The sequence below is a fragment of the Bacterioplanoides sp. genome (assembly GCF_965226395.1).
Taxonomy (GTDB): Bacteria; Pseudomonadota; Gammaproteobacteria; order Pseudomonadales; family Oceanobacteraceae; genus Bacterioplanoides.
In genome coordinates, this window is the sequence record NZ_OZ245358.1 from 2,086,347 (window position 1) to 2,110,000 (window position 23,654).

The window sequence follows — 23,654 nt, forward strand, 5'->3', positions numbered from 1 at the left end:
AATAACTATCACCATCTTTAAAAACATTGATTTCATATATTTTCACTGGCTGGCTAATATAACCCTGTACTTTGAATTAAGCAGCGCACATCACTGAGTCGAACTTACATTAACGAACTCAGCCGCGCTGAAACAAATCTGATAAGGAGCTCGACATGCTTGACGCTACGATGAAACAACAACTGGGCGCTTACCTGGCCAATCTGCGTAATCCGATTGAGCTTCAGGTATCGGTCGATGGTTCTGACAAGGCTCGTGAATTAGAAGAGCTGGGTCGTGAGATTGCAGAATTACATAACGATATTGCGTTAACCGTTACCGAAGAGGCGATTAACGGTCGCTCTCCAGTAATGACGGTTGCCAAGGCTGGCCAACCAGCACGTGTTACTTTCGCTGGTGTACCGCTGGGTCACGAATTTACCTCTCTGGTGTTGGCACTGTTACAAGCGGGTAGCCACCCGTCAAAAGAAGATCAGGCATTACAGGATCAGGCAAAAAGCCTGACCCGTGAGCTGAACTTTGAAGTATATGTATCGCTGTCGTGCCATAACTGCCCGGATGTGGTTCAGGCCGTTAACCTGATTGCGGCTCTGAATCCAAATGTGACCGCAACCATGATCGACGGTGGTGTGTTCCAGCAGGAAGTCACCGAGAAAAACATCATGGCAGTACCAGCGCTGTACTTAAACGGTGAGCCATTAGCTAACGGCAAACAAACACTGGCGGAAATCCTCAATAAAGTGGATAACGATGCCGACGCAAAAGCGGCTGCGGCAGTGGCTGATAAAGATCCGTTTGACGTGTTAGTTGTTGGTGGTGGCCCAGCGGGTGCATCTGCTGCGATTTACGCTGCACGTAAAGGCATTCGTACCGGCATCGTGGCGGATCGTTTTGGTGGTCAGGTGTCGGATACCGTGGGTATCGAAAACTTTATTTCGGTGCCGTACACCGAAGGTCCGAAGCTGGTGGCCCATCTGGAAGAACACGTTAAAGAATACGACGTGGACGTGATGAAGGCGCAGCAAGCAGTGGGTGTTCGCAAAACTGACTCTGGTCTGACCGAAGTCGAATTAGCCAACGGTGCCGTCGTCAGCGGTAAAACCGTGATTATGGCTACCGGTGCACGCTGGAGAGAAATGAACGTACCGGGTGAGCAGGAGTACAAAGCCAAAGGCGTTGCGTACTGCCCACACTGTGACGGCCCACTGTTTAAAGGCAAAAAGACCGCCGTCATTGGTGGTGGCAACTCTGGTATTGAAGCTGCGATTGATTTGGCGGGCATCGTTGAACATGTAACGGTTCTGGAATTTGCTGACACCTTGCGTGCTGATGCCGTACTGGTGCAAAAAGCGGAATCGCTGCCAAACGTCACCATCATCAAAGAAGCCATGACGACCGAAGTGATTGGCGACGGTGAGCGCGTAACCGGCCTGAAATACCAGGATCGTGCAACCGGTGAAGAGAAGACTCTGGATCTGGCGGGTATTTTTGTTCAGATCGGTCTGGTACCGAATACTGAATTCCTGAAAGATTCGGTGAACTTATCCGAACGTGGTGAAGTCGTAATTGATGAGCACGGCCAAACCAATGTTCCGGGTGTATTCGCTGCCGGTGACTGTACTACCGTGCCGTACAAACAAATTATTATCTCCATGGGCGCGGGCGCTACCGCCGCACTGGGAGCGTTTGATTACTTAATCAGAAATTAATGATTAAAAGCTTGATGAGAAAAATTAACAGCAGCACCCTAGGGTTTCACTGACCCGGCCCACAAGCTGTTAAGCAGAAGCTCAGGCTTCTGATATCAGTGGGACTAAAAAGCCCGGTGATCATGAAGATCCCGGGCTTTTTTTATTGGGAGTTTTTTATTTCTTATGGTTATTTATAACGCCGGGCTAAGTGGCAAAAGCCTGTTGCGTAATTGTTATACCTATCTTCTAAATAATTCATTTAACTTGAAATATATTTGCAAGAAAGTCTACAAAACTTAAGTTATCATGATGGATAAACTTACCATTTACGCCGCCAGGATTGATTGAGCCACGGGTTGAACTACGATCGATTCCTTCTTTTCCATTTGAGCCTGGTTGCGTGCCTCTGCAACCACCTTTCCTACCTCCATGATGGCTAGGACCGCCAATTCCCTTATTACCTCCTTTCCCTCCTAGACCTGATTTTCCCTCTTTACCCTTTGATACATCTGTAACCAAGGCCAGCTTATCAAAAATGTTTTTAGGGCCTGTGAAATGGATAATTCCACCGCTTCCAGCTCCACCTGCATTACCAGCTAAACCGCCATTACCACCATTACCTCCACTACCTGATTGTGCATTACTTCTTCTACACCAACAATTAATAATACCGCAGCGGTGAGCTCCATTTCGCCCTTGCCCTCCATCAGCTCCGTGACCACCTGAACCACCGTGGCCACCTGAACCACCATCAATACCTTGTGCGTTAATAAATAATGCGGTTCTGTCTATTGGTCTATTATTCGGAATTATGGTTAATTTTTCTACGGTAAGCCATAAAATACCTCTATTTAGAATGGTTTCACCCTCTTCACCATCATCACCGTCATCTCCATTTCCACCTCTACCGCTTACTCCTTGGGCAGCCTTGCCATTTCGACCATTATTTCCGTTTCCTCCATCCAGGTCATAGTGCTTTCGATCCGCAAATCTAATTTCGCCACCCTTATGGGAAGGATTTAAAACTATTTCACCTATAGATAAAGCGGACACGTTATATATGTCAGTTCGGATTTCTAAGATAGAACCTTGATTTAAAGTTAACTTCTCAATCCGGGATGATTCGGATTCCAAATAAAATGTGTCATTTTCTTTTATGTTTAAATCTTGGTAGCTTAGCAATGGAATGGAAGGAACAATATTTTCAATATCTTCTATTCCTTTGAAATGGTGGTTTTCATATGTCATAAGATAGCTCCATTTTTCTTTTTTAAAAACTGTAAATGTAGTCAGGTTGGTATAATTCTTTGCACGCTAGCTGATGGAAAGTATATTTCTTTAGCGTACGATTAATTGTTTTTTATGTGATTTTTCTTACTTTATATTGCTCGGATTCTAAACCTAAAAAGTATACGTAACCAAACTGCCTGCTACTCGCCACCAAAACATGTTGAATCTGAATTTTGAGCCGCATCCATTTTAAAAAAATACACTAAATACGAATAGAAAAAAACACATGGATGTGTAGATAAATTCAAAAAAGGTGCTTGGTAGTATTAATTTTCATCCTTGAAATTTTGGTAGTGAATAACGATTTATTCATGTTTATGCCTGATATCTTATTGAGGTTTTTTCGAGCTTGTGGCAAAAACTCAATGAATTCATTCTGAAACCTTCTTTAGATAAACAATTCCCTTCCAGAAAAGCGTGTGTGCACACTATTTCATTTACGATACGCCTACTATCTTGTAAACCATATCCGCGCTCCATTGATTCTATTAATATTTAAAATATCATCGGTAGGGAATGCGGGAAAGCCGAAAGTAAAGTGTGCTTGCTATAAGGGAATTTTGTAAATCATACTGGTTATAACGACAATATGTCTTATCAGATATTAATAATGATGATAAATATCAATAAATACTATAATAACTAAAGCTATCAGCGGCTTGTACAAAAGCTTTCTAAAATAAGCCTTTCTTAGTAGTTTTTTTATTGCCAACTACCATTAGGCTGACAAGTTAAGCTGCCCAGCTTGGTACCGGTTGGGTAGTACGAGCCATTATAAATGCAGTCAGCATTAGCCAAGCCGGATACGCATACGAATAAAATAGAGAGTACAGTTTTTTTCATTGTGATTTCTCCTGTTTTAAATATCTTCCCATGACAGTTTTTTCCTTAATTGGGTATAACTTACCGGGCGTTCCCGGCTGGGGTAATAATCATCTGGAAAATAGAGTAGGCCAATGCGCAGGCTACCAATCATCTTATCCTTATCTGAACCATCCTGATTTTCTTTCAAGCTTTTATCAAAACAGACTTTGTCGATAAAAACGGCGTATCGTCGGCCGTCAGATTTTAGGGTGTTGTCCGTAAATGGCAGGTCATAATTGGTTATTTCAAAGTCGCTTAACCCAGGCTTATCCGGCACATTGATGTCTGGAGATGGCTTTAAGTGGCACTGAGCAAGGCTCTGGGGTGCAATATTCTCAGACTTGATCATATCGCCCTTGGGCAGCTCTATATTGGTTTGCATTGAGACTGAAAATTTTTCATCCAGCCAGTCTGCCTGTGTGACAGAGATAGCAAGATGCTTGTCTTCTAAAATATCGGGTACAAATGTGGGTTCCCGAAAGCAAATATTATTCGAGTAATTTATTTTGATATCTTTCTCGGAAACACATTTGCTGGCTGATGGATTTTCATTAAGGCCAATTGAGATATAGTGAATATTACTGCTTGATTGTTCGGATGAGGAATTATGATAGCCGAGCAAAGACGATAACTGCCGGTCTCGGATTCTGCGAGCAATGGATCTTAGATTATCGCGAGTCTCCCTATACTCTTTTCGAGTCATGCCTTCTGAATCGGTTTGACGGTTAGCAGGAAAACCGTCAGCTGCTTTCTTGAGGCGATTATCAAGGCTGATCATCAGTGGCTTCAATTCGATCAGCTCATGAAAGTTGAGTGCCAGCAGTTGTGCCAGTAAAACATTATCAATCAGCCTATCGTTTTGGCCTTCTTTGGGTTTCATCAAGCGCTCGGTGATTTTTCCGAACATCTGTGCCCGTATTTCGGTATCGCCTTTTTCCTGTTGGAGTAATAACTCTGACGCTGTTGAAGACTTTTGATAAATATAACCGATATACGACAAAGACAGGCCAGCAATAGCAATGCCTGTTTTGGACAAAACATCGATCCAGTCAATCAGAGACTTTCTATCCTTTGATGATGACTTTTTTGTCATGATAGATTCCTTACCGGGTTGGAATAACCCGAATCAGAAAAGACGATTTAAAAGCCAATATAAATTTTTATGGTGTTGCTTTACAAAGCAGAGTCGAGGGATTTATGTCTTTGGTATGAGGGCCTGATAACAGGCCCTTAGATATAGAGTAGATAGCATATGCAGATAGTGCGTGTTTAGCCGTGCTCAGCCGCTTTTTGATAAGCCTCCCGCTGCTGCACGGTTTGCAGATATTTCTGTGTATGCGGGCGATTATCCAAATGCCCCTGAGACGCAGCCATGCCAAGCATAAAGGTCATCATAATATCCGCTGCGCTGAATTCCTCACCAGCAAAGTAAGCCTGTTTGCTTAAGGTGTCTTCAATAAAGCTGAAATCCAGCTCAATTTCTTTGTCAATATAATGATCCATCATTTGTTTGTTGGAGCGGTCTTCCATGCTCATCACCAGTGTGGATACCAGCGGCAGGCTCAACGAGCCTTCGGCAAAGTGCATCCACTCCTGATAGCGGTAATAGGCCTGAGTACCACGTGCCGGACGCAGTCGCTGTTGTTCATCCTGATCGAGAATGTATTCAACAATGGCACCGGATTCACTCAGTAAAAAATCACCATCACTGATGATCGGTGCTTTCGCGAGCGGGTGAATATCTTTCAGGCTTTGTGGCGCTAAACGCGTTTGTGGATTGCGCTCATGCTTCACCAATTCATAGGGTAGTTGCAGTTCTTCTAACAACCAGATAATGCGCTGAGAGCGGGATTGATTAAGGTGGTGTACGGTAATCATGGTGAATCCTTAATATTGTATTTTTAGAGGTGCATTAGCGGTGTTTATATTGCGTAGCGCAATAAGCCCGGCTGACATCCGGGCTACGTAGCTGAAGATGTTTGGTTGAGCGGCCTGACACACGTTTGCGCCACATTTTAAAGCTGCTGGTTTTCATCTCGTTACGCATCAGTTTGATCACCTGAGATTCATTCAGGCCAAACTGTAATTCAATGGCTTCAAACGGGGTTCTGTCTTCCCAGGCCATTTCGATGATGCGGGATTGTTCTTCGGCAGTGAATATTGTCATACGTATTGTTGCCCGTTTTGTGTTTTTAGTTCTTTAATTAGTCAGTGGCCATATGGCTGTTAGCCGATTTTACCGATAATAATTCCGCCAGGCTTTGCTCATTTTCCTGAAGATAATCAATAAACGCCTGAGTAACCGGGCTGGGTTGTTTGGCTGAAGGATAAACTAAACACCAGGAGCGAATTAACGGAAACCCTTCAACCGGTGCAATGGCCAGTTGGCCAAGTTCCAGCTCGGCTTTAATGCCCAGCTTAGGTACTACAGAGACTCCTAACCCGGCGAGAATAGCGTGCTTTAAAGCATCGCTGGAGCCCAGCTCCATATAGGGTTTAAAGCTCAGCTTGTTTTCCTGACAGTGAATTTCCAGCGCCAGTCGGGTGCCTGAGCCCTGCTCACGCACCAGCTGCGGTAAATTCAGGAATTCCTGTGCCGTCAGCGATTGCCCGGAGGCAGCTAAGGGCTGAGATAATGGGTGATCGGTGCGCCATACCGGCACCAGTTCGTTATCGAGAAATGGCATGGAAATAAACGGCCGCTCACTCGGCACCATGCCCATGATCACCAGATCATCGCGATTGTCTTTCAGCCGTTCAATAGCGTTATGACGATTCACCACATGCACCTGAGTGGCAACATTACTGTGCTGTTTTAAAAATGGCTGTAGCAGGTAAGGCACCACAAACTGGGCGGTATTCACCGCGGCAATACGAAGATCCCCGGAAATATTGCCTTCCAGCGCGTGCAGGTTAGCCTGCATGGTTCTCAGTTCTTCAAACACCTCACTGACACTGTGCGCGACGATATCGCCTGCTTCGGTGCGATACAGTTTGCGGCCAACGTATTCGAATAACTTTTGCCCCAGCGCTTCTTCCAGTTGTTTTACCTGAGCGCTGACGGCAGGTTGAGTCAGGCCTAATAACTCGGCGGCTTTGCCATAGCCGCCCTGGTCATTTACGGCCTGAAATAACTGCAGCTGACGTAAGCTAAGTCGGTTGACCAGTCGTTGAACCGTCAGTGGCATAGTGGCATCTCATCTATAAGTTTTAATTTATGGTATTTAGAAGCTGTATTTATTACAACTGATATATCAATGTGAGTTACATTAGCGCCGTTTATCTATCTTCTCAGGAAGCTGCAAAAGGGGGAGCAAAAGTGCCGGATATTGTTGTGATGTTTTTCCTGCTGGGTCTGGTGGCGGGTGTACTGCGCTCGGATCTGACCATTCCCAAAGCCGCTTACGATACGTTAAGCCTGCTGCTGATGCTGACCATCGGTCTGAAAGGTGGCATGGCGTTACATGGCGCTATTAATGCCTCTCTGGTGCTGGAATTGCTGGCAGTGGCCGCGGTGGGGGCCGTCATTCCTCTGATTATTTTGCCTCTGCTGCGTGTATTTGGTGTGAACCTGTCTGATAGTGCCAGTCTCGCCGCGCACTATGGTTCGGTGAGTGCCGGTACCTTTGCGGTGGTGCTGGCGTATGCCGAAAGTAATGGGCTGGATTTTGGCCCACAAACCACCTTGTATTTGGTGATGCTGGAGCTGCCTGCCATTATTGTTGCGCTGGCATTGTATCGTCGTTTCAGCAGCGACACCGTTGGCGCCAGTCGTATCGAACTGTGGCATGAAACACTCACCAACCGTGGTGTGGTGTTATTAACCGGTGGTGTATTAATTGGCTGGATGTACGGCCCGGTTGATGGAGCCGGGGTGACCGAACTATTCACCGGTGCGTTTAAAGCGGTATTGGCGTTATTCCTGTTAGAAATGGGCCTGACCGCCGCCGAAACCTTACGGCCAATCCCATGGAAGCAATGGCGCTTGTTGATATTCGCATTGGTGGCACCGGTGGTGTTATCCCTGCTGGGTATCGGAGTTGGCATGCAATTAGGACTTGAGACCGGGTCATTGCTGATTCTGGCAACACTGGTCGCCAGTGCCTCCTATATTGCCGCTCCGGCAGCGGTGAGAACCGCTATTCCATCGGCGGATATTGGCTTAGCGATGTTGTTATCGCTGGGCATTACCTTCCCGTTTAATGTGATGGTGGGGATACCCCTGTATCACGCAATGATTGATGCATTGCTGGCCTAAGCAATGCTCTCCCAGCTGGTGTTGTCAGGGGACTGAGGCTTAAGGACTTTATTTAAGGACTTTGCTCAGTAAATATCAGCACCAGTGGCAATGGACTGCCACTTCTGTTCCTGACACGACAAACTTCTGAAACTTATGTTGCTGGGTTCGCCACGGTAAATCACGTATGCTTGGCCTTATATAAGATAAAACCCTCCATTCAGAGAGGGCTGGCTAACAAGAGGTGAGGCACGGTGGATCTTAAGATTATTGAAGGCATTCTGAATTTTCGTGAGAACGTCTATCCGGAGCGTAAAGACCTGTTTGGTAGCCTGGCCACCGGGCAAAGCCCACATGTATTGTTTATTACCTGCTCAGACTCGCGTATCGACCCGAACCTGGTGACTTGTGCCGACCCAGGCGATTTATTTATCTGCCGTAATGCCGGCAATATTATCCCACCTCATAGTAATGAAACCGGTGGTATGACAGCCTCGGTGGAATACGCCGTTGCGGTACTCGGGGTGCAGGATATTGTGATCTGCGGCCATACCGATTGTGGTGCGGTGAAAGGTGCGCTGAACGTTGATCAGCTCAAAGGTCTGCCACACGTTAAAGAGTGGTTAAGTCATTGCCGCAGCGCGATGGAAATTGTGCGCGAACGAAACGGCATTGATTCAGAAGCCTGTATTGGCCACGAACACCTGAACGAAGCCATCGAAGAAAACGTATTACAGCAATTACAGCATCTGCGTACACACCCGGCGGTTGCCGCCAAGCTGGCAACCGGTAAAGTGCGCTTACACGGCTGGGTATACGATATTGAAAAAGGCGAGATTCGTTGCAGTGAAGGCGGGGAGTTTGTCGACTTCCACGATCAGTACGCGGATGAAATTGACGCGGTAAATGAAAAGCGCTTTTTTTCTGAATAATTATTTATTCTGGTGGCTTACTCGCTGTCGATTCAAGCTGTAAATCAACACCCATACTTTTATGCAAAATGCGGATCACCTCGATTGAGGCTCCGCATGTTTGATGTGCTCTTCCATACGCACTTTAAAGGCTTGGCTGTTAAACGGCTTTGGTGTGCCACCGCTCAAACCTTCGTCAATGGCTTGCTGCATTGCCTGCACTTTCTGATTGCGTAATTGGCCTTTGCGAATCAAATCTCTTGTGTAATCACTACTGACCATAGCGCCCCTGTAAATACTCAAATACCGCACGAATACCCATCGCTTCTCCACCCGTTGGGCGGCCCGGCAACTTACGGTTATTCCACGCCATCACATCAAAATGAACCCAGGGAGTATCGTCAACAAAGTGCTCCAGATACAGAGCGGCAGTAATCGCACCACCAAATGGCCCGGGCACTGAGTTGGTCATATCCGCCACGTCACTCTTCAGCATATCTTTGTAAGGCTTGTGCAACGGCAGTTGCCAGACAGGATCGGTTACCTTGTTGCCTTGCTGCATTAAATCACCGGCCAGTTGCAGTTGGTTGGTGAAGAAGCCGGGCAGTTCGGTGCCCAGCGCCACACGGCAGGCGCCGGTAAGGGTGGCAAAATCAAAAATAATCTCAGGCTGGTCGGTTACGGCTTCGGTTAAAGCGTCACATAACACCAGTCGGCCTTCGGCATCGGTATTATCAATTTCGACCGTGGTGCCTTTGCGGGTGGTAATTACATCACCGGGGCGGAAAGCATTAGAGCTCACCGCGTTTTCAACCGCCGGAATTAATACCCGTAAATGAATCGGCAGCTGCTGCGACATAATTAAATACGCCAGCCCCAATACCTGAGCGGCACCGCCCATGTCTTTTTTCATTAAACGCATCGCGGCTGACGGTTTTAAATCCAGCCCGCCGCTGTCAAAACAAACACCTTTACCCACCAGGGTAATTTTAGGTGCTTGTGGATTACCCCAGCGTAAATCAATTAACCGTGGCGCATGTTCGCTGGCACGACCAACGGCATGAATGGTGGGGTAGTTTTGAGTTAATAAGTCATCACCGATGACCTGAGTGACGGAAGCGCCGAACTGCTCTGCAATTTCTTCAGTTGCGGCGGCCAGATGTTGCGGCATCATATCGCCTGCCGGGGTATTAATCAGATCGCGGGTCCAGCGCACGGCTTGTACCATATCGCTGGCGACTTTTAATACATCGTCATCGGCCAGTACTAATTGCGCTTGTGGCTTATCGTTGCTTTTGTATTTTTCAAAGCGGTAGGCTCCGGCTCCCCAGGCAAAGGCGATGGCAATCAGGGTATCGGTAGTACTGATATTGTCGATTTGATATTGGCCGGCGGGCAGTTGTGCTGATAAATCACCGGCGGCAAAAAAGTCATCCAGCGAGTCACACACAAATAATGCTGAGCTGGCGCTGCCATCGGCGGCAGGTAATAACTGAGCACCGACTCCTGAAAAGCCAGTGGCACTCAGCCAGCTCTGAATCTGGCTGGGTTGTTGTGCCAGCCAGTTGCTGTAATCATTTTTTTCCAGAACGGTTAATGGCGTAACAGAACTGGCCTGAGCGGCACTTACTAAAACAGCAGACATACTGTGTGATCCTTAAAGCGGGTGGCTTAAACACGTAAAAGTGGGCAATCACTACAGTATACGCTTAAAAACGAAATGACTGCTGTAAATGCACTTCCAGCTGGGCCGGGTAAGCATCCCAATCGGGCCCGTCACTATAAATCATTTGTAATCGCTGCTGAGCCCCAAATAACCAGCTGGCCATCCAGCTCAGGCGCTTGGGAGTTTCATCGTTATTGTTCAGGCGCGAGTCATCCAGAGCATTATCACTGGTGTTAGCCACTTCGACATCCGAATATAAATAATCAAAGCGCAGCCCCAATTGCCATTGCTGCGCCGGGCTGGTCCACCACACTTGCTGATACTGACCATGACTGTTGAGGGTGATATCCGCCAGATTAGTGGTGTCGTTATACAAGCGGCCTTCTTCATCGCGCTGAGCATATTCGCCCTGATAATTAAAGTCGCCGAATTCACTCTGATAGCGCAGTTTTAAACCGGCTCCTAAATGCAGAATATCGCCATCAAAAAACTCGGTGTAACCACTGTTGGTATGAACGTGAGTGTTGTTGCTTAAATCAAATAAAAATAGGCCACGATCAGATACATTGGTGTAATAGCCATTAATTAATGCTGTGACCTGTAGCGCGCCCAATTGCTGACTGGCTTCTAACTGATACAGGGCGGCTAAGGTATTGTCGTTACTGTTCAGATGATCTCCACCCAAGATATTTAGTGAGTGACGTAATTGTATGTCCATTAGCTGTTTACCCAATTTAGGCAACCACTCAAGGCGAACACCGGCTTCGCTTAATTCATCGCCCCAATACACTTTGTTCATTAATGGTGATTGGATTAGGGTTTGGGCGTGCTGGTGTACGTGATTTAAAAAGCCAATGCGTGGTAAATATTGCCCTGTGGTTAAGCGCAGATTGTGGGCATCCCAGCGGTTTTCCAGCCAGGCTTCGGATAATTCCACATCGTCACTGTGGTACGACAAGGCGATACGGCCAATTTGCCGATCACTGATGCGGCTTCCTGCAAACTCGGTGGGCAAGTCGCTTTGATAACTGATATCAGCGTGATCCAACGATAACCCGGCTTCCTGCTGGTGGCTGTTGGTGGGTATAAAGCCCAGCATATTCGGGCCATTTTCTTCACGATAGCTAAGGTTGATGTCGGCTTGCCAACCCGAAGAAGCGCTGTCATCGGAGATATCGCTGGTGCCGTGTCCTCCACTGGCGAGTACAGCCGGGCTAACCAGTAACAAAGATGGAGTAAGCAGTAACAGAGCAGATAACGATAATTTCATCATAATAAGGCAACAGTAATCAGCAAAAATAGTGCATGGAATCTGACGTGTTTATTCAGCGTGCATCACGCTCAATCAGCGCTTGTGGTTTAGCAAAGCGTGGGTCGTTAATAAATTCCCGGTCGGTCAGGCTTTTTAAAAAGGCCACTAAATCGGCTTTTTCCTGATCACTGGCAATAAAGCCCGAAACAAAACCATTGGCCTGTTTATTCGGATTATTCCGACCATCGCCTTGTAAATGGCTGATGGCATCCGCAGGCAGGCCCAAGGATTCATTAATAATGGCTAAATTATCGATGTCGTCACTGGATTGAATATGACGACCACCATTGGCATAAAACTCGACCACACCTTCCAATGTAGCAATGCTGCCATCGTGCATATAAGGCGCGGTTAATTCGACATTGCGCAGGGTCGGTGGGCGGAAACTGCCTTTATCCTGAGGATTGCCAGTAACATCAAACGCCCCTTGGTTATTCTGCGGGTAGTCACCATCCTGACTCAGGTTGTACAGGCCATTATTAAAAAAACGTTGGCTGGGGATGGTCAGCGAGCGTTCGTTTTTACTCGATAACGAAAAATTAAAGCCATCGTGGCAATGAAAACAATCGGCTTTTTCGCTGAAAAATAATTCGCGGCCACGTTGTGCCGCCGCGGATAACTCCCCTTTATCAAAGGGTGAGCGATCTGAAATTAAAATCCGGTTAAACGACGCCAGTGCTTTAATAATATTGGCTAACGAGAACGGATCAGCGTCTTCTGGAAAGGCGTCACTGAATAATTGCTGATATAACAGCTGATCGCGGAAGCGCTGCAAAATCTCATTTAAGTTTGCATCATTAATACCCAGTTCGATTGGGTCTTCGGCCGTCAGGGGAATTAATATTTGTTGTTCCAGTGTGGTTAAACGAGGGTTGCCCCAGGTGTAATTCACGTTATAAGCGACGTTGGTCAGCGTTTGTGAATTACGGGCGAGAATATCACCACTGGTGCCATGCGGCAGGGCAATACCATCGCTAAAGGCCTTGTCTTGTTCGTGGCAGGATTCGCAGCTCTGCTGCTGATTTGACGATAATTGAGGGTCGTAAAATAAATGCCGACCCAGCTCAACTTTGGCATCGGTAATTGAGTTGCTGGTGGGAATCACGGGTAAGGCAAAACCACCTTCGGCACTGAGTTGCAGTAACGTTGCTCCCGTTTGTGGTGTTTCCTGCAAGCGCTGATATTCCGACTCCTGACAAGCACTTAATAGCATAGCGATTAGCGGGGCAGCTAACGAAATAATAAGCGAACGATAGTGAGGCATAAAAACGATCTACAATAAAACCATCGACAACGAATAACACAAGAATAAAAAAACCGGCAGACTCAGAACTGCCGGTTGCAAAGACTATAGCCCTAACAGACTATTTCTTTTCGCTGCGCACCCAGTTCTGGCTGTCGCAATCGTTGTTTAAACACTGGCCTGTGGCCAAATCCAGACCCAGAGATTTAAACACTTCACCACACTCAGGGTCGTCAGCACGTGACATACAACCCGGTGGTGTATTTTCGGTATTCATGCTGATATCTGAGTTGGTCACCAGAGTTGCGTAATCAAACACAATTTTATCGGCACTCAGATCGATATTTTCCAGAGTGTAGATTGGGCGGTTACCATTGCTACACGTGGCATCGGCATTTTCACCAGTACAGTTGGTTGAACCTAAATGAATATTCCAGCCGGCAACATCCATGCGGACGTGCTTGTAACCCGCTGTCCAGTTCCAGTGCATTGCGATATTTTTCGCTAACACACCTTCAGTTTGTGTGGCATCCAGGTGGTTATATTGTTCCGGTACACCCAGAGTAAAACGAACGCGGGTGTAATCGTCAGACTGAGCAACCGTGCCCTGAATCTGGTTATAGGTCAGTGCCTGCTCTGAACTGGCGTTGTCGATACCACAAAATGTAATCAGGCTGATACCACGCTCGACATCGGTATTTTCTGCACTGTTCAGAGTCACTTTCTGGAATTCGCCGCTGGCAGTCGCTACTTCCAGCTCCGAAATATAAGCGCCAAAATATTTAATATCTGCGGTGGTGCTGTTTGTACCCACGCCAGCGCTTTGGTCATTAACTCCACATTTCAGTTCATCACTGTTCAGCTGCGCGGCAAAAGCCAGATTAATCGTCTGAGAGTCGCCACTACCGTTGTCGCTTCCGCCACTACTACTGCCACCGCCACCACAGGCTGTTAAACCGGTCGCCAGGGCGGCAGCCAGTGTTAGTTGATACAGAGGCGTGGTTTTGCTGGAGAAGTGCTTCATGATCGTCCTTTCCTGAATAATGTTGCGATACGTTTTATTAAGTGGGCGAATCATAACGGCCTGCCCGGCGCAAAACATGCGACAGGTTGTCGCACCGGGGATCTTTTGCGGAAAAACAGAATACATCTTGATATTCCTCAAGGTTATAGCCGTGGCTGAACCATGGGGCTTGTCATGTTTGTGCAAAAAAACAGCAATAAACGCTTCAGAAAGCTGGCACATAACTGTCATCAGTGCCGCGCTAAATAACCGCTGAGATTCCGCTTACTCAGGCCTGTTTATGCCACGCACTTCTGTTTCGGTGAGTCGACGTCAATTTATGGTTGCTGGTACTGCTTCGGCGCTATCATATTCGGGGTTGCCGTATACAGCGTACAGCGGCTCTGACCGACAGCCCGCTTATGCCGAAAAAACGGGTCATGCTGCTGGTGGTTTTCCGTTTCAGCATGGAGTCGCCAGCGGTGATCCACTGCAGGACAAGGTCATTCTCTGGACCCGCATTACACCACCGTCTGATGAGCTGGCGATTCACTACCGCTGGCGCATTGCACGCGATCCGGAATTTCATCAGGTGGTGAACCAGGGGCAGGGCTATACCAATGCCGAGCGCGACTTTACGGTGAAGGTGGATGCGGATCGTTTAGCGCCGGGGCAAAGTTATTATTATGTGTTTGAAGCATTGGGCCAGCGCTCTGATATTGGCCGTACCCGAACCTTGCCAACAGGCGAGGTTGAACACTTACGCATCGCTTTTATTTCCTGCTCCAATTACGCCCGGGGCTATTTTAATGTGTATAAAGAAATCGCTCAGCGCGCGGACCTGGATGTGGTGCTGCATCTTGGCGATTACATCTACGAATACAGCAATCACGAACAGAGCTTAGTTACCGGACGGGTGCACCAACCATTACACGTGACCCGCACGCTGGCCGATTATCGCCAGCGCCATGCCTGTTATAAAACCGACCGGGATTTACAGGAAGTGCATCGCCAGCATCCGTTTATTGTGATCTGGGATGATCATGAAGTGGCAAACAACGCCTGGGGCTCGGTGGCTCAGGGTGACGGTGGAGCCGATAATCACTCCACTCAGGATGGTGACTGGCGTGAGCGGTTATCCGGGGCTGTACGTGCTTATATGGAATGGATGCCAATCCGCGAGCAGGTTAATGCGAATGACCCGTTTCAGATTTATCGCCGCTTTCGTTTCGGCAATCTGCTGGATCTGAATATGCTGGATACCCGCTTGGCCGGGCGCGATCAGCAGTCGGATGATCCGCAGGTTCGCGATGCCGAGTCACGTACGCTGTTAGGGTACAAACAAGAGCAATGGCTGGAAGATAACTTAGCGCAAGCACAGCAAGACGGTGTGATCTGGAAGTTGCTGGGGCAGCAGGTGATGATGTCGCAGTTCAGTATTAATCAGTCACCGCTGAATCACGATCAGTGGGACGGTTATCCGGCGGCCCGTCAGCGGCTATTTAATGCGCTAAAACAGGCGCAGGTGGATAATTTTGTGGTGCTCACCGGAGATATTCATTCCAGTTGGGCGTTAGCATTGAATGATGATCCGTTTGCTCCTTATCCCGGTGATAATCTGGGTGTTGAATTGGTGACTCCGGCAGTCAGCTCACCGGGCATCGAGAGTGAGGCCCGTGCTGCGTTAGCTGCCGCCTCACTGGAATCCTTATTACCACATCTGGACTTTGTTGATTTTTATTATCGCGGTTATGTACTGCTGGATATTAAGCCACAACGCATTCAGGCCGAATGGTGGGTGGTGGATGAGGTTGAGCGTCCACGCTATGCCAGTGAGTGCTTGCGGGCGCGGGTGATTCCAGCGGGACAGGCGCAGTTGTTACCCGCCCCGGAATTAACGCCGGCTAAAAATGCGCCTGCCCCGGCACCCACTTTCTCTGAAGAATTTGCTTACCTGCGTCAGTGGCGGCGCGGTTCTCACTTTGATACTCCCCGAAATCAACAGCTGGCAGCACGTTGACCAATTGTTCAGTGGGATAACGTTGAGTTTTCCACCCTTTCTGTGGATAAAATTCTGAATAACTTTGGGGTAGTTGTCGCTAAACCGCATGGATTGGCTTCTTTTGTTAAATTGATGAAAATTTAACCGTTCTGTCATATTTTTACTAAACGCACACCAGCTCTGATTTGGCAACGGTTCACGAAAGTTTTTTTCAACAAAATCAATCACCTGAAGGGTTTGGTCGCAGTCGGGAATATTTATCGATGAGCTGATGCAGCTTGTGGAAAAGTCTGTGTTTATTCTGCTGAAAAGCCGTGATTTAAGTTGTAGATAACTTTTCTGCAAGTGTCCGACGACAAATATCAGAAAATAGATTGCTCAGATTGGCACAATCGTCCCTATCTGGCATTTGGCTTTGCTGTCAAACTATTCGTGCTGTCATTGAATAGTCATTCAAATGTCATGCTAATAACGATAATAACAGCTTCCAAAACGACCGAGCCCGCACTGATACGGTTTAAGCAAGCCGCTGCTCAAGCAAATACTGCTCAAACTGACATTGCGATGGCCTGGCGCTCACCATAAGAGGTTAACCCCATGCGAATTTCCCGTTTGGCTGCTTCGGCCATCCTGAGTTTGTCTGCTGCAATGACGCAGGCTATGTCTGATCCGACCGCTGTCGACGATGTGTCGGGCAGTGATATTGATATCGTGCTGGATGGCGTGGTGAACTGCACAGACTTTGACGCAGGCCAGAACCCAACGGCGTTTCAGTTTCCACAGCAGCAGGGCTTTGATCGTTTTTCCAGCCGTATTACAGCGCGCAGCACGCCGTTTCATATGGGCCATGACCGCATCACCAAAGCGGGCGATGCGGTAACCGTTACCGGTAAGTTTGATTACGGCGCCATTCTGCATAAAGACCTGGAAGGCGAAAAAGTCCGTGCTTACCTGACGGGCACCGGCAAAGATAGCTGGGAATACCAGGGCGAATTCACCACCAACAGCGATGGCAAAATCTTTGTGCCGGTGGATGGTCAACAAGAAGGCCAATACGTATTGCGTATGGTGGTTATGGGTGACCTGACCTATGCCGATGCCTACATCACTGCGATTGAGCCGGGTAAAAAAGCGGTTGTCTTCGATATCGACGAAACCCTGACCCTGAGCGATTTAGAGCAGGTGCTGGATTACACCGGCATCGAAGCGGCAACTCCACGCTCAGCAGCGGGCCAACTGGTTCAGGAATATATCGACCGTGGTTACCACCCGGTGTTTGTTACCGCGCGCAGTTACTGGTACGCCAAAGGCAGCCGCCGTTGGTTACGTGAGACGCTGCACCTGCCGGACTTCACCCTGCGTACCACGCTGTCCAATGAAATTGGTCTGTTCGAAACGGCAGAATATAAAACAGACGTGCTGCAGGAATTCCAGGCGGCAGGTATGGAGTTCTTCCGCGCTTATGGCAACGCCGATACCGATGCAGAAGCTTTCCATAATGCTGGTATCCCGCTGGCACAAACCTACATCATTGGTGAAAATGCCGGTATTAACGGTACTCAGGCATTAACCAGCGAAGGTTACGAGCAGCACATTTCAGACGTTGTGCTGAACACGCCACACAGCGGCTGTAACTGATTCGTTTCTTTCTGCTTCAGTTATAAGTTCAGGCTAAGCCCAGTCAGCGAATGTTGACTGGGCTTTTTATTTTTAAATGGCGTGTGAAAAACCTGTGAAGCCAGCAATTAATCCGGTAATCGAATGGATGAACGGAACTTAATCAGCGAAGTGGTTATGACTCCGCTGTTCCATCTGAACTCGGCCCATAATAAACCCGAGTCGAGGCCGCCAGAAAACGTCGTTTACGTATTTGAGTGGCCGGATAGGCCAGCCCCAGTGTCACGACCATTAACACGCCATTTTCCAGCATCAGGCGAATAAAAGCGTTGCGCTGAATAGTGGACTCAAAACGTGTATGCTGGCCTATTTGTAGTGCATTGACGATATGATTCTGCAAATAACTTTGAATAAAACCGACGGCGAAGTAACCGCTTAAAATTAATGCAACGCCAAACGTCAGCATAATCACGTAACTGTCTCCAAGCTCGATTCCCTGCAGTACGAACTCTAATCCCATCGCGATAACCGCCAATCCCAGATTAAGTAACATTAAAAACAGAGCGCCCAGGATAACGCCGCCACCAATCATTCTCAGGTAGCTGCCAGAATCAACATCGAGGGTAATGCGCTGGTCATCAAAGCGGCTCGATTCAATCACGTATTTGTGCAGTCGATAGAGCCAGAACGGAATAAAAAATCCCATCACTAAGACGGCTAAGAGTGGCACTAAGAAAAAATTAACGGTGGTATCAAAAATATTGCCATGAAATGAAAAGAATTTACCGCGATAACTGGTCATGCTCAGTCGCTGATGAATGGTGTAATTAATCATCCATGGAATCAGAGCAAGCAACGAGGCTATGGTAAAAATACGCGATGACGGAAGGTTAATAAAAACAGCAATTAATAGCAGCATAACAATTAATGCCAGATTGGTACCAAACACTTTTAACGGTGTTGCATGGTATTTTAATGGATGCCCATCAATGTGCGTATGCTGGTATAAATAGCGTAAATTGGAAGCTCTGGCCCAGGGCAGATACAAGCCAGCGGTAATGAAAGATAAGAAGGCATTGATCAGCCACTGTAGCGTGTAAGCCTGAATATTGCCGTCAAAAGAAATATTCGTTGGTGAGTCACTGGTGCTCTTGTTTGCGGTTTGGATTGTGTTTGGTTGATCACGGTGAAGATCGTACTGATCACTGCGCAGAATATCCCTATCCATTATTACTTCCGAAGCTCTGTTGAATCTGTTTTCAGGTGTACATGTTGATATGCACCATAACAAATAAAAATCCCCGCCGAAATTACTTCCGACGGGGATTTTATGCTCAATAACTTTGCCAAGAAGCCTTACGGAAACCTTGAATAAGCGTTATCGAGGCAGCCAGTGCGAGGCAAAACTTAGCGAGGACACGCAGCTTATAAGTATTAAGTGAGCATCCGCAGCTAAGTTTTAACACAGCAATGGCAACGTAGATCGCTTATTTAGAAGCTTCTACGATACGCTTCATATCAGTCATATAGCCACGCAGCTCCTGACCAACCCACTCAACTGGGTGGTTACGAACCAGCTCGTTCACTTCAATCAGACGAGCGTTGTCGACAGAGTTAGACTTCAGGTTCAGGCCTTTGCCGATTACGTCGGTAGCGATGTGTGGCATGAACTTCTCGCGCAGCAGAGGCACTGCCGCGTGAGCGAACAGGTAGCAGCCGTATTCTGCAGTATCAGAGATCACAACGTTCATCTCGTACAGTTTCTTACGAGCGATGGTGTTGGCGATCAGTGGCGTTTCGTGCAGAGACTCGTAGTAAGCAGACTCTTCAACGATGCCAGACTCAACCATGGTTTCGAATGCCAGCTCAACGCCCGCTTTCACCATAGCAACCAGCATGATGCCGTGATCGAAGTATTCTTGCTCGTCGATTTCAACGTCAGAAGCTGGTGCTTTTTCGAAGCCAGTTTCTGCGGTTTCTTCACGCCATTTCAGCAGGTTGGCATCGCCAGCCGCCCAATCTTCCATCATGGTCTTGGAGAAGTGACCCGTCATGATGTCGTCCTGGTGCTTGCGGAACAATGGACGCATCAGCTCTTTCAGCTCTTCGGCCATGTCGAAAGCAACCAGCTTAGCTGGGTTAGATAGACGATCCATCATGTTGGTGATGCCGCCGTACTTCAGCGCTTCAGTTACAGTTTCCCAACCGTATTGGATCAGCTTGGCTGCATAGCCTTCGTCGATACCGTCTTCAACCATTTTTTCGAAGCCCAGGATGGCGCCAGTTTGCAGCATGCCACACAGGATGGTTTGCTCACCCATCAGGTCAGACTTAACTTCAGCAACGAAAGAAGATTCCAGAACGCCGGCACGGTCGCCGCCAGTGGCAGAAGCCCATGCTTTCGCTTGATCGTGACCTTTACCTTCTGGATCGTTCTCAGGGTGAACAGCCATCAGCGTTGGTACACCGAAGCCACGCTTGTATTCTTCACGTACTTCAGAACCCGGGCACTTAGGAGCAACCATGATTACGGTTAAGTCTTCACGGATCTGCATACCTTCTTCAACAATGTTGAAACCGTGGGAGTAACCCAGAGTGGCGCCTTGCTTCATCAGCGGCATTACTGCTTCAACAACGCTGGTGTGTTGCTTGTCTGGAGTCAGGTTACAAACCAGATCTGCAGTCGGGATCAGTTCTTCGTAAGTACCAACGGTGAAACCGTTTTCAGAAGCGTTCAGGAAAGACTGACGCTTTTCGTCGATGGCTGCCTGGCGCAGAGCGTAAGAAACGTCCAGACCAGAATCGCGCATGTTCATACCCTGGTTCAGGCCTTGAGCACCACAACCAACGATAACTACTTTCTTACCTTTCAGAGCTTCACAACCGTTTGCGAATTCTTCACGGTCCATGAAACGACAACGACCCAGCTGGTCCAGTTGCTGACGCAGGTTCAGCGTATTGAAATAGTTCTCACCCATGACAGGTTCTCCATTATCAGAGTTACAAAAATCAAATCGGGGCGAATAATAGAAGAAGATGGGTGTTGCGTAAAATGCTATATTTGCGAGGTGGTGTTGCATAATTTGCAACGGCGACTGAAAAATAATCCAGAGTTTCAGTGTTAATAGCGAGGAAATCGTGGATTACAAAGACCTACAGTCATTTCTTAGTTTGTGCTCTCACCTTCATTTAGGCAAAGCCAGTGAAGAGCTACATATGAGCCCGTCGACTCTGAGTCGTCGCTTGGCGCGCATGGAAGAAGAAGTGGGTGCCACCTTATTAGTACGTGAAACGTCGCCACTGTCTCTGACTAATGCCGGTGAGCTGTTTAAGCGTCATGCTGAAAGCACACTGTCGGATTGGCAGCAGCTGCGGAACTCGGTATCGGGAGAGGTGAGTGACCTGCAAGGATCGCTGACGCTGTTTTGCTCAGTCACTGCCAGCTATAGTTTCTTAGCGGATTTGCTGGCGCGTTTTCGTGAGCGTTACCCGCTGGTTGATCTGCATATTCATACGGGGGATGCGGCGGAGTCGATTCTGAAGGTTGAAAACGGAGAGGCCGATATTGTGGTAGCCGCACGGCCGGAGCAACTCAGTGAGGAGCTGACGTTTAAAACCATCATGCCGTCGCCACTGCTGTTTATTGCGCCAAAGAACGCAACCACCATAGCGCAACTGAATCAGGCAGAAATCGACTGGTCGGCGGTACCGATGGTGTTATCGGAAACCGGCCTGGCCCGTACCCGGGTAAATTATTGGTTTGCGGCGCGTGATATTACCCCCAATATCTATGCTCAGGTTTCCGGCCATGAAGCGATTGTGAGTATGGTGGCGTTAGGTGCCGGAGTTGGCGTGGTGCCCGAGCTGGTATTAAAGAACAGCCCAATGGCGGCACGAGTGCGGGTATTGTCGGTTCAGCCTGAACTGGAGCCCTTTGCTGTCGGGCTATGCGCCAAGACTCAACGCATGCAGGAAACCTTGTTACAAGCATTGTGGAAGACAGCCGCGCTCTAATACCCCATAATGAAGTGTTGATACGCTATTTTGTAACGAGTTAAGAATGAACCAGGAAGATAATAAGGTTGTTCCTTTGACTGATAACCCGCAAGACAATCAAACGGAAGGGGTTGATAAACCCGTTAAGTGGCCAGGACGTAAAGGCATCTATCTGTTGCCGAACCTGTTTACCACTGGCGCATTGTTCTCTGGCTTTTATGCGGTGGTTGCCAGCATGAATGGTCATTTTGAGAATGCGGCAATCGCCATTTTTATTGCCATGATTCTTGATGGCCTGGACGGTCGCGTAGCGCGTTTAACCAATACCCAGAGCGACTTCGGTGCTGAGTACGATAGTCTGGCTGATATGGTGTCGTTTGGTGTGGCTCCTGCGCTGGTGGCATTCAGCTGGTCGATGCAGAGCCTGGGTAAGATTGGTTGGGTCGCCGCCTTTATTTATGTCGCCGGTGCGGCACTACGGTTGGCACGCTTTAATACTCAATTGGCGGTTGCTGATAAAAACTTCTTTACCGGTCTCGCCAGTCCAGCTGCTGCGGCGATTGTGGCCGGTACGGTTTGGGCATTCAGTGAAACCGGAGTTGCCGGATCAGATATGGCCTGGTTGATGGCTCTGATTGTGCCGGGAGCGGGTTTATTAATGGTCAGCAACTTCCGCTACCACAGCTTTAAAGGACTGGACCTGAAAGGTAAGGTGCCGTTTGTTGCTATGTTGGCCGTGGTGATGGTGTTTGTTGTGGTCTCCATTGACCCGGCTAAAATCCTGCTCGGTGCCTTTATGGCTTATGCCTTATCCGGCCCGGCTTACGAAGGTTGGACTCGCCTGAAAAATAAAAAACAGGCGAACTGAATCTTTTAGCGATAACCTGTCTAATCTTGGAGTATGGTTGGCCGATGTTTCCACATCTGTTGCCACGTTGCCGTTAGACAGGATTATTGCATGATCATTAAACGTACAAAGAAATCCGACGCTTTATCCTCGGAGATCACTTCTCACAGTAGTTATCTGAATCGTCGACAGTTCCTTGGTCAGAGTGCTGCTGTCGGACTGGCCGCTGCATCACTGCCGGCTCAGGCCATTCAAACACACGAAGCTTCCCGCAATAAAAACAATGGCCCTGCATGGCTGAAACAGCAGGTTGCCGCTGCCAAAGAGACGGCCTGGGGTAAAGACGAAACTCTGACTCCGTACTCTAATGTGACGCAGTACAACAACTTCTACGAATTCGGCACCAGTAAAGAAGACCCCTATCGCTACGCCTCCAAGTTTAAGGCTGACCCGTGGAGTGTCGAGATTGATGGTGAGTGTGAGGTAAAAGGCACGTTCACACTGGAAGATATTCTCAGTCAGGTGGATCTGGAAGAGCGCATTTACCGTCTGCGTTGTGTTGAAGCCTGGTCGATGGTGATTCCGTGGATTGGCTTTGAGTTGTCCTCTTTGCTGAAGCGCTTTAAACCCTTGTCTTCTGCCAAGTACGTTGAATTCACAACCTTACACGACCCAAAACAAATGCCGGGTCAGCGTTCAGTATTCTCAACCATCGATTGGCCTTATGTAGAAGGGCTGCGTATGGATGAAGCGATGAACCCACTGACACTGATGGCCGTTGGTTTATATGGTGAGGTGTTACCGAATCAGAATGGTGCACCTTTCCGCTTGGTTGTGCCCTGGAAATACGGTTTCAAAAGCATCAAGTCGATCGTCAAAATCCGTTTTGTCGAAGAGATGCCAAAGACCACCTGGGTTGATCTGGCGCCCCATGAATATGGCTTTTATGCCAACGTGAATCCACAAGTCGATCAC

The 23,654-nt window shown here is 48.0% G+C and carries 21 protein-coding genes (1 of these 21 only partly in view); 8 read left to right on the top strand and 13 right to left on the bottom strand.

What is annotated here, in order from left to right; translation table 11 throughout:
• Positions 1–155 precede the first annotated feature (155 nt).
• Complete coding sequence (gene ahpF, locus ACO05E_RS09570; RefSeq protein ID WP_419812710.1) at positions 156–1,709, top strand: alkyl hydroperoxide reductase subunit F; 1,554 nt, start codon at positions 156–158, stop codon at positions 1,707–1,709.
• A gap of 237 nt (positions 1,710–1,946) precedes the next feature.
• Here the strand turns inward: ahpF and ACO05E_RS09575 are convergent, their stop codons facing one another.
• The 6 genes from ACO05E_RS09575 to ACO05E_RS09600 all read right to left on the bottom strand — a co-directional run bounded on the left by ACO05E_RS09575 (position 1,947) and on the right by ACO05E_RS09600 (position 7,033).
• On the bottom strand, positions 1,947–2,939 hold the full coding sequence (locus ACO05E_RS09575; RefSeq protein ID WP_419812711.1) for a hypothetical protein: 993 nt from the start codon (positions 2,937–2,939) through the stop codon (positions 1,947–1,949).
• Between the two features lie 744 nt (positions 2,940–3,683).
• Positions 3,684–3,824, bottom strand: a complete 141-nt coding sequence (locus ACO05E_RS09580) for a hypothetical protein (RefSeq protein WP_419812712.1) — start codon at positions 3,822–3,824, stop codon at positions 3,684–3,686.
• A gap of 16 nt (positions 3,825–3,840) precedes the next feature.
• A complete protein-coding gene (locus tag ACO05E_RS09585; protein ID WP_419812713.1) occupies positions 3,841–4,938 on the bottom strand; it encodes a hypothetical protein in 1,098 nt (365 codons plus the stop codon).
• 176 nt (positions 4,939–5,114) lie between these two features.
• Positions 5,115–5,723, bottom strand: coding sequence for a glutathione S-transferase family protein (locus ACO05E_RS09590; RefSeq protein WP_419812714.1), 609 nt, complete (start codon positions 5,721–5,723; stop codon positions 5,115–5,117).
• A gap of 34 nt (positions 5,724–5,757) precedes the next feature.
• Positions 5,758–6,012 (bottom strand): TIGR03643 family protein, encoded by a 255-nt coding sequence (locus ACO05E_RS09595; RefSeq protein ID WP_419812715.1) that lies wholly within the window; start codon positions 6,010–6,012, stop codon positions 5,758–5,760.
• A gap of 37 nt (positions 6,013–6,049) precedes the next feature.
• Complete coding sequence (locus tag ACO05E_RS09600; protein WP_419812716.1) at positions 6,050–7,033, bottom strand: LysR family transcriptional regulator; 984 nt, start codon at positions 7,031–7,033, stop codon at positions 6,050–6,052.
• A 131-nt stretch (positions 7,034–7,164) separates the two neighbouring features.
• Between ACO05E_RS09600 and ACO05E_RS09605 the strand changes: the two genes are divergently transcribed.
• Positions 7,165–8,103, top strand: coding sequence for a sodium-dependent bicarbonate transport family permease (locus ACO05E_RS09605; protein ID WP_419813678.1), 939 nt, complete (start codon positions 7,165–7,167; stop codon positions 8,101–8,103).
• Positions 8,104–8,336: 233 nt separating this feature from the next.
• Entirely contained in the window at positions 8,337–9,014 is a 678-nt protein-coding gene (locus tag ACO05E_RS09610) for a carbonic anhydrase (RefSeq protein ID WP_419812717.1), read from the top strand.
• A gap of 75 nt (positions 9,015–9,089) precedes the next feature.
• Here the strand turns inward: ACO05E_RS09610 and ACO05E_RS09615 are convergent, their stop codons facing one another.
• From ACO05E_RS09615 to ACO05E_RS09635, 5 genes are all read right to left on the bottom strand, one after another.
• Positions 9,090–9,275, bottom strand: a complete 186-nt coding sequence (locus tag ACO05E_RS09615) for a ribbon-helix-helix domain-containing protein (RefSeq protein WP_419812718.1) — start codon at positions 9,273–9,275, stop codon at positions 9,090–9,092.
• Positions 9,265–10,638, bottom strand: coding sequence for a leucyl aminopeptidase family protein (locus ACO05E_RS09620; RefSeq protein ID WP_419812719.1), 1,374 nt, complete (start codon positions 10,636–10,638; stop codon positions 9,265–9,267). Before ACO05E_RS09620 ends, ACO05E_RS09615 begins: the two co-directional genes overlap by 11 nt.
• A 64-nt stretch (positions 10,639–10,702) precedes the next feature.
• On the bottom strand, positions 10,703–11,932 hold the full coding sequence (locus ACO05E_RS09625; RefSeq protein WP_419812720.1) for a hypothetical protein: 1,230 nt from the start codon (positions 11,930–11,932) through the stop codon (positions 10,703–10,705).
• Between the two features lie 52 nt (positions 11,933–11,984).
• Positions 11,985–13,235 carry an MbnH family di-heme enzyme gene (locus ACO05E_RS09630; RefSeq protein WP_419812721.1) on the bottom strand — a complete coding sequence of 417 codons (1,251 nt, stop codon included), beginning with the start codon at positions 13,233–13,235 and terminating at the stop codon, positions 11,985–11,987.
• 100 nt (positions 13,236–13,335) lie between these two features.
• Positions 13,336–14,238 carry an MbnP family copper-binding protein gene (locus ACO05E_RS09635; protein ID WP_419812722.1) on the bottom strand — a complete coding sequence of 301 codons (903 nt, stop codon included), beginning with the start codon at positions 14,236–14,238 and terminating at the stop codon, positions 13,336–13,338.
• A gap of 280 nt (positions 14,239–14,518) precedes the next feature.
• Between ACO05E_RS09635 and ACO05E_RS09640 the strand changes: the two genes are divergently transcribed.
• Positions 14,519–16,237, top strand: coding sequence for an alkaline phosphatase D family protein (locus ACO05E_RS09640; protein ID WP_419812723.1), 1,719 nt, complete (start codon positions 14,519–14,521; stop codon positions 16,235–16,237).
• A 579-nt stretch (positions 16,238–16,816) separates the two neighbouring features.
• The gene (locus ACO05E_RS09645; protein WP_419812724.1) at positions 16,817–17,857 is read left to right on the top strand and encodes a lipin/Ned1/Smp2 family protein; all 1,041 of its coding nucleotides are present in this window, start codon (positions 16,817–16,819) and stop codon (positions 17,855–17,857) included.
• 154 nt (positions 17,858–18,011) lie between these two features.
• Here ACO05E_RS09645 and ACO05E_RS09650 read toward each other — a convergent pair whose 3' ends face one another.
• Both ACO05E_RS09650 and ilvC read right to left on the bottom strand, forming a co-directional pair.
• Complete coding sequence (locus ACO05E_RS09650; protein ID WP_419812725.1) at positions 18,012–19,064, bottom strand: YjgN family protein; 1,053 nt, start codon at positions 19,062–19,064, stop codon at positions 18,012–18,014.
• 259 nt (positions 19,065–19,323) lie between these two features.
• The gene (gene ilvC / locus ACO05E_RS09655) at positions 19,324–20,814 is read right to left on the bottom strand and encodes a ketol-acid reductoisomerase (RefSeq protein ID WP_419812726.1); all 1,491 of its coding nucleotides are present in this window, start codon (positions 20,812–20,814) and stop codon (positions 19,324–19,326) included.
• 160 nt (positions 20,815–20,974) lie between these two features.
• Here ilvC and ilvY point away from each other — a divergent pair, with 160 nt between their 5' ends.
• The 3 genes from ilvY to msrP all read left to right on the top strand — a co-directional run.
• Positions 20,975–21,850: an HTH-type transcriptional activator IlvY gene (ilvY, locus tag ACO05E_RS09660; RefSeq protein WP_419812727.1), complete on the top strand. Its 876-nt coding sequence runs from the start codon at positions 20,975–20,977 to the stop codon at positions 21,848–21,850.
• A 46-nt stretch (positions 21,851–21,896) separates the two neighbouring features.
• Positions 21,897–22,700, top strand: a complete 804-nt coding sequence (pssA, locus tag ACO05E_RS09665; RefSeq protein ID WP_419812728.1) for a CDP-diacylglycerol--serine O-phosphatidyltransferase — start codon at positions 21,897–21,899, stop codon at positions 22,698–22,700.
• Positions 22,701–22,790: 90 nt separating this feature from the next.
• On the top strand, positions 22,791–23,654 hold the 5' portion of the coding sequence (gene msrP / locus ACO05E_RS09670) for a protein-methionine-sulfoxide reductase catalytic subunit MsrP (protein ID WP_419812729.1). The gene runs 141 nt beyond the window's last position; 864 of the gene's 1,005 nt are visible here — the first part of the coding sequence; its start codon is at positions 22,791–22,793; its stop codon lies beyond the right edge, outside the window.